The 16027-nt window shown below is 62.0% G+C and carries 10 protein-coding genes; 5 read left to right on the top strand and 5 right to left on the bottom strand.

Going from position 1 to position 16027, the window contains the following annotated elements; translation table 11 throughout:
• Positions 1-597 precede the first annotated feature (597 nt).
• From MU846_RS13860 to MU846_RS13845, 4 genes are all read right to left on the bottom strand, one after another.
• Positions 598-1377: a hypothetical protein gene (locus MU846_RS13860; RefSeq protein ID WP_246953758.1), complete on the bottom strand. Its 780-nt coding sequence runs from the start codon at positions 1375-1377 to the stop codon at positions 598-600.
• A gap of 21 nt (positions 1378-1398) precedes the next feature.
• A complete protein-coding gene (locus MU846_RS13855; protein WP_246953756.1) occupies positions 1399-1593 on the bottom strand; it encodes a hypothetical protein in 195 nt (64 codons plus the stop codon).
• 193 nt (positions 1594-1786) lie between these two features.
• On the bottom strand, positions 1787-2161 hold the full coding sequence (locus MU846_RS13850) for a 3D domain-containing protein (protein ID WP_246953754.1): 375 nt from the start codon (positions 2159-2161) through the stop codon (positions 1787-1789).
• Positions 2162-2226: 65 nt separating this feature from the next.
• Positions 2227-2703 (bottom strand): hypothetical protein, encoded by a 477-nt coding sequence (locus MU846_RS13845; RefSeq protein ID WP_246953752.1) that lies wholly within the window; start codon positions 2701-2703, stop codon positions 2227-2229.
• A 209-nt stretch (positions 2704-2912) separates the two neighbouring features.
• On the opposite strand from MU846_RS13845, the gene MU846_RS13840 reads away from it, so the two are divergent.
• Both MU846_RS13840 and MU846_RS13835 read left to right on the top strand, forming a co-directional pair.
• The gene (locus MU846_RS13840) at positions 2913-4394 is read left to right on the top strand and encodes a RimK family ATP-grasp domain-containing protein (RefSeq protein WP_246953750.1); all 1482 of its coding nucleotides are present in this window, start codon (positions 2913-2915) and stop codon (positions 4392-4394) included.
• A 91-nt stretch (positions 4395-4485) separates the two neighbouring features.
• Entirely contained in the window at positions 4486-5871 is a 1386-nt protein-coding gene (locus MU846_RS13835) for an MFS transporter (protein WP_246953748.1), read from the top strand.
• A 228-nt stretch (positions 5872-6099) separates the two neighbouring features.
• On the opposite strand, the gene MU846_RS13830 is transcribed toward MU846_RS13835, so the two are convergent.
• Positions 6100-6855 carry a glutathione S-transferase N-terminal domain-containing protein gene (locus MU846_RS13830; protein WP_246953746.1) on the bottom strand — a complete coding sequence of 252 codons (756 nt, stop codon included), beginning with the start codon at positions 6853-6855 and terminating at the stop codon, positions 6100-6102.
• A gap of 302 nt (positions 6856-7157) precedes the next feature.
• Between MU846_RS13830 and MU846_RS13825 the strand changes: the two genes are divergently transcribed.
• The 3 genes from MU846_RS13825 to MU846_RS13815 all read left to right on the top strand — a co-directional run bounded on the left by MU846_RS13825 (position 7158) and on the right by MU846_RS13815 (position 15960).
• Positions 7158-8369, top strand: a complete 1212-nt coding sequence (locus tag MU846_RS13825; RefSeq protein WP_246953744.1) for an acetyl-CoA C-acetyltransferase — start codon at positions 7158-7160, stop codon at positions 8367-8369.
• A 32-nt stretch (positions 8370-8401) separates the two neighbouring features.
• Positions 8402-10564: a 3-hydroxyacyl-CoA dehydrogenase NAD-binding domain-containing protein gene (locus MU846_RS13820; RefSeq protein WP_246953742.1), complete on the top strand. Its 2163-nt coding sequence runs from the start codon at positions 8402-8404 to the stop codon at positions 10562-10564.
• A gap of 1061 nt (positions 10565-11625) precedes the next feature.
• Entirely contained in the window at positions 11626-15960 is a 4335-nt protein-coding gene (locus tag MU846_RS13815) for a choice-of-anchor Q domain-containing protein (RefSeq protein WP_246953740.1), read from the top strand.
• Positions 15961-16027: the final 67 nt, after the last annotated feature.

The following is a 16027-nucleotide window of genomic DNA, read 5'->3' as shown; positions in this document are numbered from 1 at the left end:
GGCTTTTTTGTATCTGGCGGTGAGGGAGTATTTGGTTCGAACCCTCCGGTTCGACCAGCCGCCGCAGGCGGCGCAGGACGTCATCGCAGATGACGGGGCGCAGCCCCGAGCGCGCAGCGCGAGTCAATCCCGACCGACGCCTCACTGCCACACCGGCTACAGGCACTGGCGGGCTTTTTTGTATCTGGCGGTGAGGGAGTATTTGGTTCGAACCCTCCGGTTCGACCAGCCGCCGCAGGCGGCGCAGGGCGTCATCGCCGATGACGGGGCGCAGCCCCGAGCGCGCAGCGCGAGCCAATCCCGACCGATTCTTCACTGCCGTACCCGCTACAGGCACAGGCGGGCTTTTTTGTATCTGGCGGTGAGGGATGCTTTGATGAGAACCCCCGTTCGACCAGCCGCCGCAGGCGGCGCAGGGCGTCATCGTAGATGACGGGGCGCAGCCCCGAGCGCGCAGCGCGAGCCAATCCCGACCGACGCCTCACTGCCACACCTCCTACTGCCACTGGCGGGCTTTTTTGTATCTGGCGAAGCACCCAGCAAACATGTGAAGCGATGGTGGGGGATACAGAGGCCCCCGCCAAACCGGAGGGACTGCTATCCGGCAGCGGTGCTGCCCGTGGCAACATCCTCGCCAGGCGGGTTCCATTTGCGATAAGCCACAAAATCAAACTCGCTGGCGGAAATAATGGCATCCTGCCGCAATGACAGGTAAATATCAGCCTCCACCTCTTCGTAAAACGTCGTGAAGGTGACTTTGAGAGCGTCCTTGTCGCGGTACCCACTCATGAGCGGCATGATAGAGATATCTTTATCCATCCCGCTGGTTTCTGTGGGTTCCCCGAGGCTGATGACCTTGCCTACGTAGACCTTTCGGTCGCTTAACGTCAGCATCACATACTTGTCTTTGTGAAGTGAGAGGTTGAAAAGGAGGTTGTCCAGTGGGCTGTCTTCCAATAATTCGCCAATTACGTAAATGCGACTATCCCAGGCTCCGAAACGTAGCCGCAGGTGAAGATGCCCCCACCACTTCAGAAGAGCAGCGGAGAAGAACGTGAGTGAGGAAAGGATGAAGAACCAGGCCATTTTTGATGCTTCGTGATTGTTCTCCGCTCCCATCACAACCATCGCCCCAGCCAGCCAGGACGAAAAGTCGAGACTAAACGTCTGGTGCCCTATAGCCGCCTCATCGGGAGCCAGATAATGTGTAGCCACAGCCACGAGAAATGCCAATCCGAAGCATTTCAGGCCCATCTCGGCACTTTTCAGGTAGAGATACTGCCCTTCGTATCGATGCAGCTTATAGAAGTGATATGGATGTATATGGCAGGCGAGAAAGCCAGCAACGAGCACGGGAAATATAAGTAAGAAGAGCATCCTTGCCCTCGGTAGTGTTTTTCAGGCTCGCGCCACGATGGCCTTTGCCTGCTCGCGAGCTTTTCTGAATTCGCTGGTCTGGCTGACTTCGTGCGGGTCGATCTTCACTGTACCCCGGCCAACCACGCGCACGGATTCATAGGATTGGGAGACTAGCTTTATAAGCCTTTTGTCTGCTTCGCTAGGTGCCAGGCCTAGCGCTTTCCAGAGGCTCATCGGTCACTCCTGCCCGCTTTGCGGGGCCATAATGGATAACGTGGATAGTAAAAGGTGGCGTAAATTTTGCTAAAAGTCCAGCCCGAGGCCTAAGCCCGGAACTGGCAAAATGCTCTGGATTGCTCGCTGTCAGCAGGTTGCGCGCGCCGATTCCTATGTCGCCTTCGGCGAGGTGGCACCGGCCATCGAAGGTTCAATCCCAGCGAATCGTCACCCGCCTATTCCCCCACTCCAGCGCTGCCTCGCGATCTTCGCCAAAATAGATGTCGATCTTCCGTTGCCAGCGTGCGTTCATCTTGTCGAGCACGCGGTACTCTCCAGGCAGGCCGTCGATGCGCACAACGCTGCGGTGGCCCAGGCCAGCGGCGAGCAGGTCGCGGGAGATGGCGATGGCCTTCATGCCGGGTTCGAGGCGGTCGCCCCAGGCGCCAATGGAGGGATCGCCCACGCCCTGGCCGGGGAGGGAGTTGTAGGCGGTGGCGCGCACCGTCAGGCTCTGCGGGGCCTCGGCGAGCAGGGTGGCCGGGGCTAGCAGCAGGCAGAGCAGAAAAAAGCGGGCTGCGAACATGCTTTGGCAGTTTCCTCTGTGGTTGGCCGCAGTCTGCCGCGCTGGCCGGGCGCTGGCAACCCGCCTCACGCGCGCTCCCAGGTCAGTACGTCGTATGCCAGTATGCCGCCATACACCACCGTCCACAGTGCTATCAGCACCAGCACCGCGAGCCCCACCGCTTTCCAGTTGGATTCGAACGCGCCGATATTGTCCGCGTGAGCCGCCAGCGTCGCACCTTGGGTGCGGCGCAGCACATAGAGTATCAACAGCAATTGCAGCGCATTGAACGTTAGGGCCGGCACGGCTTGCGGCAATACCAGCGAGGCGATTATAACCACCACCGTGGCTGCCAGCCCGCAGCCCAGATAGCGCCATAGCACACCGGGCTGCCCGAGCCGTTGCGCATTGATGCCCAATAGCAGTGCACCGGCGGCGATGCCGCAGAACAGGGTGGCCAGCAAAATGCCGGACTCCCGATACAGGCGCACGCCATTCGGCGCGGCCGCCGCAGAGGCCGTGGCAAGGGGCGCTTGCGGCGGCTGGTAAGGGGATTCCTGCATGGCGAAAAAGGCTCTGACCAAAAGTGGCAGGTTAGCGGAGCAAGCGCAGCTTTCACAGGAGGAAAGTCTCACTGCCCGGCGATGCTATCGCTGTTGTCGGGCGGGTTCTGCCACGGGCCGTGAGGCCGCTACCGATGGTGCTGGCGGTTGTTGCGGCGATCCCATAAAGTGCAGGCAATCGTTACCTTTCTGGTGCTGCAAGGAGTGCCATGACCAATGTGATTCTGGTGGTCGAAGACCGCCGAGACTGGGCCGCTTATTATCCCGCCAAACACCTGATGACCGCTCAGGAATATCTCGACAGCACCACTGTTTTCCCGGCTGGCCGGGTGCATGTCATCAATCTTTGCCGCCACTACCGTTACCTCAGCCCTGGCTACTATTGCTCGCTGCTGGCGGAAGCTCGTGATCACCGTGTGCTGCCCTCGGTGCGCACGGTCAATGATCTGTCGCGCAAGGCGCTTTACGGGCTGCATTTCGAGTCGTTCGAAGCTGCTTTGGACAAAGCCATGAAGCGGCGCCGGCAGGATGGCGATCAGCTCACCATCAAGATTTACTTCGGCCAGACCGAGCACGCCGGGCTGACCGAGCTGGCGCGGCAGATTTTCGATCAGCTGCCGTGCCCGATCCTGCAACTGACCTTCCGGCGCCGCGACAGCTGGGCGGTGGAATCGGTGCGCCCGGTGGGCCTGCACCAGCTCAAGGGCCGTGAGGAAGATGCTTTTGCGGCGGCGCTGGAGGCATTCAACGCCCGTGTCTGGCGCCGTGCCGGCAGCCGGCGCAAGTATCGCTATGATCTGGCCATGCTCGTCAATGACAGCGAAAAGCTGCCGCCGAGTGACAAGCGGGCGTTGCGCAACTTTGTACGCGCCGGGGCCGGGCTGGGCATCAATGTGGAGCAAATCAGCCGAGAGGATTATCCCAGGCTGGCGGAATACGATGCGTTGTTCATTCGTGAAACCACGGCGCTTGATCATCACACCTATCAATTTGCGCGCAAGGCGGAGCAGGAGGGGATGGTGGTGATGGATGATCCCGGCTCTATCTTGCGTTGCACCAACAAGATTTATTTTGCCGAGCTGATGCAGGCCAATAAAGTGCCGGTGCCGAAGACGCGCTTTCTGTTTCGGGGTGGGCGGCATGATGTGCAGGGCATGGTGGATGATCTTGGCCTGCCGGTGGTATTGAAGATTCCCGATGGCAGTTTTTCGCGTGGGATCAGCAAAGTGGATTCTGCCGAGGCGCTCGATGCCGCGCTGGTGGAATACTTCAAGCAGAGTGCCGTGGTGCTGGCGCAGGAGTTCATGTACACGGATTACGACTGGCGCATCGGCATTCTGAATAACCGGCCGCTGTTCGCCTGTCAGTATTTCATGAGCAAGGGGCACTGGCAGATTTACCACCATCAGGGCGCCCGCACTGATTCCGGCGGTGCGCGCACCTTGCCGGTGCAGGAGGTGCCGAGCAAAGTGCTGCGCACGGCGCTCAAGGCAGCGCGCTTGATGGGCAATGGCCTGTATGGCGTGGATCTCAAGCAATCCGGTGACCGCGTGGTGGTGGTGGAGGTGAACGATAACCCGAATGTGGATAGCGGCGTGGAAGATGCCTGGCTGGGCGAGGATCTGTATCGCCAGATCATGCTGGAGTTTCTGCGGCGCATGGAAGCGCGCCGGCTCGGGCTGGCGGTCTGATGGCGCCTCCAGCCCGCAGCATTAAAACTTTTTACACCGCTTTCCGGCGGGCGCTCGCGATGCGTGGCGGCGCACTGCTAGACTGGCGCGCATGAAAGCTGTTCTGGTCTCTGTCGTTGCATTGTTCATGAGCCTGGCGCTGCTGGTAAGCGGCAGCGCCATGCTTGGCACCCTGATCGCGTTGCGCCTGGATATGGAGAACGTCCCCGAGCTGTTGCTCGGCGTGGTGATGGCGTTTTATTCCGGTGGTTTCGTGCTCGGGGCCATCTATGGGGTCAATGTTATCCGCAAGGTGGGGCATATTCGGGCGTTCGCGGTCTTCGCTGCGCTGGCCTGCGCTACCACTCTTGCTCATCCACTGTTTATCAGCGTGCCGGCCTGGGCGCTGATGCGGCTGCTGGTGGGCTTTTGTCTGGCTGGCTTGATGACAGTGACCGAAAGCTGGATCAACGATCGCGCCACCAATGAATCCCGTGGCAAGCTGCTCGGCATCTACACCATCAATTTCTATTTCGCCTCGGCGGTCGGTCAGATGCTGGTCGGCTTTGGCAGTCCGATGGAATTCGTTGCCTATTCGGTGGTGGCGATGCTGATCGTGCTGTCGCTGGTACCGCTGGCGCTGACGCAAAGCCTGATACCGACCGCGCCTTCGACCACCGAAAGCATGGGCTGGAGCCGGTTGTTGAAGATGGCGCCGGCCGGCACCACCGGCGCGCTGGCATCGGGGGTCGCGTTGGGGGGCTTTGCCGCCATGGCGCCCGTTTATGCACTCAAGGCAGGGCTTGACGTCACGCTGGTCGCCCGCTACATGGGTTTCAGCGTGCTGTGTGCGGTATTGCTGCAATGGCCGGCGGGCTGGTTATCGGATCGCTGGGGCAGGCTGCCGGTGCTCACGGTGTTGCTGTTCAGCGGTGCGCTGGCGGCGCTGGGGACAGCGCTGCTGGGTGGCGCGTCGTTGTATGCCATGTTCCTGTTCTCCGGCGCGCTGTACGCATTGGCTACTGGCATGTATCCGGTCAGTGTTGCGCTCACCAATGACCAATTGCCGAACGATCAGCTGGTTGCCGCCTGTGCCGGCATGTTGCGCACCTATGGCGTGGGCACCATGGTGGGGCCGCTGGTTGGCGCGGCGATGATGGGGATATTTGGCCATGCGGCGCTGTTCGTGTTCATTGGCCTGGCGCTGCTGCTGAGTGGTATCGCGGTGCAATACCTGTTCCGCGCCAGCGATGAAGTGCCGCTGGAGGATCAGGGCGAATACGTTTCGGTGGGCCCGGTGACCACGCCGGTGCTGATGGAGCTTGATCCGCGTAACGAGGAATTCGAGGAGCACCATCCGGGTGAGCCGGCGGAATGGGATCTGGCCGACAAACTGGAAATGCTGGTGATTGATCCGGAACAGATCGAGCCGCTGCCGGAGCAGGAGGAAGAAGCCGCTGCAGGTGCGGAGGATGGACCGCCCGACGAAGGCCGTTAGCGACGAGCGTATTGGCGGGCTCGCCGAGGGTGGCTTTCGTTACCGGGGGCGCTTTCTTCGCCGTGGCTGCTTTTTTATTTTGACACCTTCGGTTTTGCTCTGACGCTTTCCGCTTTCCTGTCAGCATCCGTTTCGCCGTTATCCGGTGACAGTATCCGCCGCCTCGGCTTTGCGCCTGTCGGCGGGGCAGGGTGGATCCGGGGCAGCGCTAGCTGCCCCGGCGCGGGCTCAACGATATTGCTCGTTCAGGTAGCGAAGGATATCGGCAGATTCGAACAGCTCGGTGCCGGTGTTCGGGTCAATCAGATAAGGCACCGCCACGCGGCCGGTGCGTGCCAGCAGCGCAGCACGATTGCGCTGAGTGGGTACATAATCCGGCGCCACGCGCTCGCGCAGCGCCGGCAGCAGCCAGTCGGCGGCCTGGGTGCGGCCCATCTGGCGCAGGATATAAGGCAGTTCCAGCTCCGTGAGCAGCTCGCGCACCGGGCGTGCGAACGGGCTGGCTTCAAAGCTGTACAGCTCCAGCGGCTCCGCTGGCAACTGGCCGTCCTGCGCACGCAGGCCGCGCCCGTGGCGCAATGCCGAGGCGCCGAACGAACCGGCAGTATGCACGGAGCGTGTCAGCCACTGGCGCGGCGCTGGCCGGCTGCCATATTCGCGATAGAGATAGGCGATGATATCCGCCGATTCGTACAAGGCTTCGTCCGTATTGGGGTCCATCAGGAACGGAAACTGCGTCAGCCCACCGAGTTTTTCTACCAATGGCCGGAAGCGGGTGCCGCCTTTGGGGCAGGGATAAATCATCGCATCCAGATCAAGATCGGTCAGCGCCTCGCGCACCAGCCGGCAAAACGGGCAGCCCTCCATGTCATACAGCTCCAACAGCTCGCTCGGCTGGCGCCCGGCCGCGCGGCTCTGAACGCCGCGGCCCTGCTCACTGAGCGTGGCAAGCATGGATGTGCTGAAATCAAGCGCAGCGCGCATGGTCTTCTCCTCGTGCTGTAATGGCCGCCCCCTCCCGGGGGCACAGGGCGCACAGTATGCCGCGCCCCGGTGGTGGGTCAACGCCGCTGCGACAGCTGTTGGTGGTTGTTCGGCGGGCCCTGCATGTGGCTGGTTTTTCTACATTTTTTCTACACGCGGCGATTAGCCGATCTGATCAGTGCGTTTGAGCACTCCTGTCATTGTCGGCGTAGCGCCGCTGATGCAAGGTAGGTGCCCTCACTCGGCGAACCCTGCCGTGCGATCGACATCATCAGCTGAGACAAGGCGAAAGGACCTCTTTCATGACCGAAGCCTATATTTACGACGCGATTCGTACTCCCCGTGGCCGGGGTAAAAAAGACGGCTCCCTGCACACCGTGAAACCCCTGGATCTGACCGTGGGGCTGGTGCACGAATTGCAGGCCCGCTTCCCGAACATGGATCCGAACCGGATCGACGACATTCTGCTAGGCGTCGTTACCCCGGTCGGTGATCAGGGCGCTTGTATCGCCAAGACTACCGCACTGGCAGCGGGCCTGCCGGATACGGTTGCCGGTTACCAGCTTAACCGTTTCTGCGCCTCCGGGCTGGAAGCCGTGAACACCGGCGCCCAGAAAGTGGCCTCCGGTTGGGATGACCTGGTGCTGGTGGGTGGCGTGGAATCCATGAGCCGCATCCCGATGGGCTCCGATGGCGGCGCCTGGGCCATGGACCCGGTGACAAACTATCGCACTGGCTTTGTGCCGCAGGGCATTGGCGCGGATCTGATCGCCACCCTGGAAGGTTTTTCCCGTGAAGATGTGGATGCCTTCGCCGTGGAATCCCAGCGCCGTGCTACCGAAGCCTGGGAAAAAGGCTACTTCAAGAAGTCCGTGGTGCCGGTCAAGGATCAGAATGGCATCGTCATTCTGGATCATGACGAGCACATCCGCTCGGGTACCACCGTCGAGTCGCTGTCCACGCTGCAACCCTCCTTCGCCATGATGGGCGAGATGGGTGGTTTCGATGCGGTAGCGCTACAGAAATACCACTGGGTCGAGAAAATCAATCACGTTCACCACGCAGGTAACTCCTCCGGCATCGTCGATGGGGCAGCGCTGGTGATGATCGGCAATGAGCAGGTGGGCAAGGATTTCGGCATGACGCCGCGTGCGCGTGTCGTGGCCACCGCCATCAGCGGTGCCGACGCTACCATCATGCTGACCGGCCCTGGCCCGGCGGCGAAAAAGGCGCTGGCGAAAGCTGGCCTGACAGCCGAGCAGATTGATCTGTACGAGATCAACGAAGCCTTTGCATCCGTTGCGCTGCGCTTCATGAAAGATCTCGACCTGCCGGCGGAAAAAGTCAACGTGAACGGCGGCGCCATCGCCATGGGCCACCCGCTGGGCGCCACCGGTGCCATGATTCTGGGCACCGTGCTGGATGAGCTGGAGCGCCGTAACCTGCGCTACGGCCTGTGCACCCTGTGTGTGGGCGGTGGTATGGGTATCGCTACCATCATCGAGCGTTTGTAAAAAGCCGCGTTGAACGAATCCGGAGAAAGAGCATGAGTGAACAAACCGCTATCCGTTGGGAAAAAGACGCGGACAATATCGTTACCCTGACGCTGGATGATCCGAACCAGTCCGCCAATACCATGAACGAGCTGTATGGCCGTTCCATGGCAGCCGTGGTCGAGCGTCTGGAGAAAGAAAAGAACGACATTGCCGGCATCATCATCACCTCGGCAAAGAAAACCTTTTTTGCCGGCGGCGATCTGCGCGATCTGCTGAAAGCCACCAAGGAAGATGCACCACGTTTTCTGGCGGGCGTCACCGAGATCAAGCGCCAGCTGCGTGTCATCGAAACGCTGGGCAAGCCGGTTGTTGCGGCGCTCAACGGCACCGCGCTGGGCGGCGGCCTGGAAATTGCGCTGGCTTGCCACTACCGCGTTGCCATCAACGACAAATCAGCACAGTTCGGCTTGCCGGAAGTCAGCCTCGGCTTGCTGCCGGGCGGCGGTGGCGTGACCCGAGTGGTGCGTATGCTGGGCATTCAGAACGCGCTGATGAACGTGCTGATGCAAGGCCAGCGCATGAAGGCCGAGAAAGCCAAATCCGTGGGCCTGATCCACGAACTCGCGGACGACCGCGAGGACATGCTGGCGAAGGCGCGTGCCTGGATCAAGGCTAACCCGAAAGCGCAACAACCTTGGGATGTGAAGGGCTACCGCATTCCCGGTGGCGATCCGAAAACCCCGGCGTTCGCCATGAACCTGCCGGCGTTTCCGGCCAACCTGCGCAAGCAGATCAAGGGTGCCAACTATCCTGCACCGCTGGCCATCATGGCGGCCGCCGTGGAAGGCGCACAGGTAGACTTCGATAGCGCCTCCATCATCGAAGGCCGTTATTTTGTGTCGCTGGTCACCAGCCAGGTGGCGAAGAACATGATCACTGCGTTCTTCTTCAACTTGCAGGCGATCAATGCGGGCGCCAGCCGCCCGAAAGATGTGCCGAAATACCGCGCAGAAAAAGTGGCTGTGCTGGGTGCCGGCATGATGGGCGCAGGTATTGCCTACGTCACCGCACGCTCTGGCGCTCAAGTGGTGCTGAAGGATGTGTCCATCGAAGGCGCCGAGAAAGGCAAGGACTATTCTCGCAAGCTGCTCGACAAGGAAGTATCCCGGGGCAAGATGACCGCCGAGAAGAAAGAGGAAATTCTCGCCCGCATCACACCCACCGCCGATGCCAAAGATCTGGCCGGCGTGGATTTCGTGATCGAAGCCGTGTTCGAGAACACCGAGCTGAAGCACAAGGTGTTCCAGGAAATCGAAGACGTGGTCAAACCGGATGCCGTGCTGGGTTCCAACACCTCCACGCTGCCGATTACCGGCCTGGCGGAAGGCGTGCGCAATCAGCCGAACTTCATCGGTATTCACTTCTTCAGCCCGGTGGACAAGATGCCGCTGGTGGAAATCATCCGTGGCAAGAACACCAGCGACGAAGTACTGGCCAAGGTGTTCGACTACACCCTGCAAATCAGGAAGACCCCGATTGTGGTCAACGATTCCCGTGGCTTCTTCACCAGCCGCGTGATCGGCACCTTCATCAACGAAGCGATTGCCATGGTGGGCGAGGGCATCAGCCCGCTGTCCATCGAGCAAGCCGCCACGCAGGCCGGTTACCCGGTTGGCGCGCTGAAGCTGATGGACGAGATCAACATGAAGCTCTCGCTGAAGATTGCCGGCGAATACGAAGCCGCAGCCAAGGCAGCCGGCCAGGAGCCGATCAAGCACCCGGCGCTGGCGGTGATGGATCGCATGGTCAATGAGTTCCAGCGCCCCGGCAAGCTGGATGGCGCCGGCTTCTACGAGTATCCGGAAAACGGCAAGCCGCATATCTGGCCGGGCCTGAAAGAGGCCTTCGGTGGCGACAAGGAAATTCCGTTCGAGGATATGCAGGAGCGGATGCTGTTTGCCGAAGCCATCGAGACGGTGAAGTGCTTTGAAGAAGGTGTGCTCGAATCCGTTGGTGACACCAACATCGGCTCCATCTTCGGTATCGGCTTCCCGGCCTGGACAGGCGGCGTGATGCAGTACATGAACCAGTACGAAGGTGGCCTGCGCGGCTTTGTGCAACGCGCCGAAGAGCTGAAAGCGAAGTATGGTGATCGCTTCACGGCGCCGAAGCTGCTGCTTGAAAAGGCGGAGAAAGGCGAAGAGTTCGTATAGCACTTTGTATGACACATAGCCTGATTCGACCTGTCACAAAGCCCGCCTTCGGCGGGCTTTGTGCTATCAGGATGCCCCGCTCCTGGCTGGCCAAACGGCACTTGATGACCGTTGGGCGGCCCGGCCGTCATGAAGATAGACACCCGCTTCGCGTTCCTGATATGTTCCGCGCGGGAGCCTATGCTGCTCCACTTTCGATCCGTGCCTGAGCACCAGGAAAACCATAGAACGACAGCCATCGCGGCGGGGGAGAGCACAGATGCCGGGGGCTGGGGTATGTCTATCGCGGAGAGCATCCCTGCGGCCGGCGAGCGATGCGGACACGCCATTTTTTGCTTCGCTACACCGCTCGACACGCAATGAGTTGTGCTCTCTTTCGGCGCGTCTCTCTTTTTCGGCCCGTCTCTCCCTTTCGACATGCGACTCTTTTTCGGCACGCGACTCCCTTTCGACACGCGACTCTTTTTCCGCACGCGAGCCCCTTTCGCCGCACGATGATGTGCGCTCCCTTTCGGGTCGGGATCATGCCGAGCCCCTGACTGAGCGCCAGTTTCCTGCGCAGGCCGCGGGTGGTGGCGGCGATTGTTCCACAGCCAGCGGGCGCGGCAGTGGCCACGCGCTGAATCAGATGCAGCAAACCGTTGCGAAACAGATCAGTTCGCCGGTCTTGCTCAACATAGCCATGGATCATGCGCGCCGTTACGCGGGCTTCGGCTGTCGCCTCGAAGGGCAAAGCAGCCCGGCGTATGCACGTCTGCTCTGGCCTTCCACAGCAGCTAGGCGCACCGGATCAAGCGCTCCCGATCACTGCTCACACGGGCTCAGGCGCGCCAGTCATTTTCGCGTGCCTGCCAGGGATGTCGAGAGCGTTTCCAGTGCAGTGCCCGATACCGTCAAGGGGCCTTTGGGCGCGGCAGGCCAGGGTTTGCCGCACAGTAACCGGCAGCCCGTTCCGGGCCTGTCTTTGTGTATTGCGTTGCAGGGTATTTTTTCGTCACGTCTCAAGGCGTGAGGTAGCACAGGCATATTTGATTCAGGGCGACAGAATGAGGATCGCAACGATGGGGGCAGGGAATTCCGGTCTGAAAACAGCCGCAGGGGCGCGGTGGCTGGCAGGGCTGACAGGTGTGTTGTTGCTCGGCGCCAGTGCGCTGGCACAGTCGAATATGACTGAAAGTGTCATGGCGAACGCGGCCGATACGCCCACGCTTTCCGTCACGCAGAGGCATGGTGAGTTCTACTACGGCCGTGACGGCGGCCCCATCACGTTGAACGTCTGGAATAGCGGCGACAGCGCTACCCCGTCGGCACTGGTCACCGTCACCAATACACTGCCGAGCGGTGTCACTGCGCGTGAGGTGCGTGGGGACGGTTGGTCGTGTAGCGTGACGCCCGTAGTCTGCACCCGCAGTGACCCCCTGGTGCCTGGTGCAAGGTATCCAGCCATCGAAATGTTCGTCATCATCGCGGTCGATGCAGGCAAGACACCGACCAATACCGTAACCGTGTCGGGGGGCGACGTTATCCAGGGCGGCACGCACTCTTCGCCATTCACGGTGCGCCACTACATAGAGATGTCTCTGCTGGTCGGAGAGAGCGTCTTTGGCGAAGACTTCCAGATCGCCGCAGTGCTCGACGAGCCGCCGCCGATAGAAGGCCTGACGGTGACCTTTGAACATTACCCTGGCGCAGGAGAATGGATCACCGTCGGCAACGTGCCCATTACCGACGGCGTTGCGGAGCTGCCTCTCAATGGCAATCATTACAGCGCGCGCGCGAATCTGTTCAGAGCCTATATTCGCGGTGACGACGCATATGGGTTTTCGGGCACCCGGGAGCATATAGTTCACAAGGCCGAGCAGACGCTGACGCTTGCGCCGTTGCCCCGGCTCACGCTCGATACGTTGCCGATGACCGTGCAAGCGAGTTCCAGTGCCGGTCTCCCTGTGACCCTGACAAGCTCGGACGACAGTGTCTTTACCGTCTCGGGCAATACGCTGACCGTCGCTGGCGCGGGCTCTGCCACGCTCACCGCATCGCAGCCGGGCCGCAGCTGGAGCCACAATGCCGCCACGCCCGTGTCACAGGTAATCACTGTCCAGGGGGTGGAGCAGCGCATCACCTTTGCGGTGCCCGGCCCTGCCACATTTGGTGATACCCCGGTAGCGCTCGTCGCCAGCAGCGATACCGGTTTGCCGATTACCTTTGAAAGCAGTGACACCAATGTGGCCAGTATCAGTGGCCATAACGCCGTCATCCACGGTGCCGGCAGTGCTGTCATCACTGCCCGTCAGGCGGGCGATAGCCGTTACGAGCCCGCCAGCGCCACGCAAACGCTGGTGGTCGCGCCTGCCGCGCAAACGCTTTCGTTCGCACCGCTGGATGACCAGCGCTACCCAGGCAGCCCGTTCAGCATGGCGCTCTCGGCAACCTCCAGTGAGGGCTTGCCCGTCAATTTCGTTGTCGAGAGCGGCCCTGCGCAACTGGATGGCGACAACCTGACGATCACCGGCCCAGGCAGGGTCACGGTGGCCGCCACCCAGGCAGGGACAACCAACTATCAGCCGGCGAGCATCACGCGCACTTTCACTGTTACCACCGCGGCCGATGCCGAGTGGACCGTGAGCCAATGCGGCAACGCTGGCGAAGGCGCGCTCGCCGCGCTGCTGCCTGACGTTGTCGCCGGTAACACCATCCGCTTCAGCCCCGGCCTGGTATGCCGGGAGGCCACTGCCATCAGGCCCGGCAGCGAGCTGCTGCTGACCGGCCTGACCGTTGACGGCGCTGGCGCTGATATCGAAATCAACGGGGCCGGGAGCCACCGCCTGATACGGGTGGAAAGTGGTAGCGCCGTGCTACGTCACTTGTTGTTGAAGGATGGCTACACCGCCGATTCTGGCGCGGGTCTGTTAATGTCCGACAGTGACGTGACGCTGGAGAACGTGCGCCTGCGCAACAATCACGCCGGAGAGAACGGCGGGGCCGTGGCCGCCATTGGTCTGCGGGCAGGCCCGTTGTCGCTGCACAATGTCGTCGCCACCGGCAACAGCGCCGCTCGCGGTGGCGCCATCTGGATAGCGGAACCGGCGCCCTCCGCAGGTGCCGTGTACCCCACGGAACTCACCAACATCACCTTGGCCGGCAACAGCGCCGGGCTGTTTGGTGGTGGCATCGCCTATCACGATGCCCGGCTTGACGACCCCACCCATCCTGCAGGCCCCGCTGCCGGGCTGCGCCTGCACCACGCCACCGTGATCGGCAATCAGGCACCCCAGGCATCGGCGCTTTATATGAATGCACCGTGGGCAGGGCTGGAGCTGGCCAACAGCATCATCACGGGCGGTGACGACATCGACCCGGCCGAGCTGTTGCACGGCCTGCCGGCAGACGCCGACATTCGAGACTCATTGATCAGCGACGGCGGCTACGGCGGGCAAGACGGTGATCCGTTGCTGGCGCCGGTCGCAGATGAGCAAGGCGCGCTGGCCTACTACGCACTACTGCCGGGCAGTGCCGCCATCGGTGCGTGCAGCACCGTGCCCGGCATCGCCGATCAGCGCGGCGTGCCCAGAGTGGATCGGTGCGATGCGGGCGCCATCCAGTCGCAAGGCTTCACGCTGAAGCTGCTTGACGGCGATCAGCAACAGACGCCCATCGGCGCGGGCTTTTCTGCACCGCTGGCGGTGAGCGTCATCAGCGCCGTGGGTGAACCGGTGGCTGGTGGGCACCTTGAGTTTGTGGCACCGGCCAGCGGCGCCAGCCTGCATCCGCCAGTGCAGCGGGTCACGATCGATGCCGATGGTCGCGCAGCGTTGCACGCCGTGGCGAACGGGGTGGTGGGCAGCTACCAGGTCACTGCCAACGCCAGCGGCGTCGCTCAGGCGCAGGATTTCAGCCTCGAGAACCAGCAACTGGCTACCGACCTCGCCCTGACCAACTCAGGGCCAGTGTCGCAGGGCAGCACGTTCAGCGTGTTCGCTGAAGCACTGACCAGCGGGGCGTTGCCGGATGGAGGGATCGACTTCGAAGTCTATCGTGACGGTGCCTGGGCAGCTGTCGGCACGATAGCGCTGGACGCAGGGATCGCCAGAATAGATCTGGTGGCCAGCGGTAGCGACGGCAACTTGTTGTTGCGCGCCCGATTCCCCGGCAGTGCCACGCACCTTGCCAGCGCTTGGCAGCAAACCCTCGTCATCGTTTACCCACCGCTGTCCGTCACCGATCCGGACGGTGGCGGTTTTGTACCCGGCGATAGCCGCACCTTGCGTATCGGCGGCGGCGAAGGCGCTGCTTACGCCATTGATGTACGCGGCCCCGATAGCTTCCGTGTGCTCGACACCCTGGCCTGCGGGCTGGCGAGCTGCGACTACCCGTTCACAGTGCCGGCCACCGGTGCCTTCGCGGGCGTCTACGACATCAGCGTTACCGATCAGGGAACCGGCTGGCAACAAGCATTGAGCGTGCAGGTACCGTTGCATGTCACCGTGTCGCGGCCGCAGCTGCTCAGCCGTGATCCGCTTCGCAATCACACCCTGATCACTGTCAGCGGCGCGACCGCCGGCAGCCCCATCACCGTGCACCCGGATGTGGCGACCAGCTTGGTGCTGGCGAGCGGCACCGAGCTTGCCGGGGATGCACCGGCCCAGGGCAACCCGGCACTCTTCAACCTCAGTGTGCTGGATGATCTGGCGGCCAGCCGCGACGTCCAGCTGACAGCCAGCACTGGCAGCCTGCCCGAGGGCACCGCCACCCTGCGGGCAGAACAGAGCGCGCACTACCAGGGCACGGTCACCGGGCCAGTGGGCGAGCCCGTGGCTGGCGCCAGCGTGACGCTGCTGCGCGGTGCGGCTGGCGATCCGATGCTGCCGCTGGAAGATGACGAGGGTCGCTTCCTCGCCAGCACCGATGCGCTGGGGGCCTTCGCCCTGATCGCCCCCGGCAGTGTCGTCGGCGCGGAAGATGCACTGGAAATATCGGCTGTGGATTACCGCACATTGGTAACACCGGTGGCGCCGTGCCTCACACCTTGCCCGCTGGTGATGGAAGCCAGCCATGATGCGGAAACGCCACGCTTCACACCGCCTGCGGGCGTCTATGCGGGCGGCGTGCAAGTGCGTCTGGAAAGCACCACGCTGGATGCCCGCCTGCGTTACACCACCGACGGCAGCACACCGACCGCCACCCACGGCACCGATGTCGCCAACAACACGCATTTGCTGCTCACCGAGAACACCCTTTTGAAAGTGGTGGCCTACCGAGCAGGCCTGAACGTGTCGCCAGTGGCAGAGGCGGACTACCGCATTACCTCGGCGACGCTGAAGAGCGGCAGCGGCGGGGTGATCGGTGGCCTGATGCTGGGCCTGTTGGGCCTGCTTGGTTGGCGACGCTTGCGCTGACCTCACGGCGCTGCCGCCCGCCGTGGGCGGCAGCGCAACAAATCAGACAACGCCGGCTTTTGCAGCA

Origin of the sequence: Alcanivorax quisquiliarum (assembly GCF_023051175.1) — a bacterium.
In the GTDB taxonomy this organism is placed as follows: domain Bacteria; phylum Pseudomonadota; class Gammaproteobacteria; order Pseudomonadales; family Alcanivoracaceae; genus Isoalcanivorax; species Isoalcanivorax quisquiliarum.
This window is presented reverse-complemented; position numbering and strand designations above follow the sequence as displayed.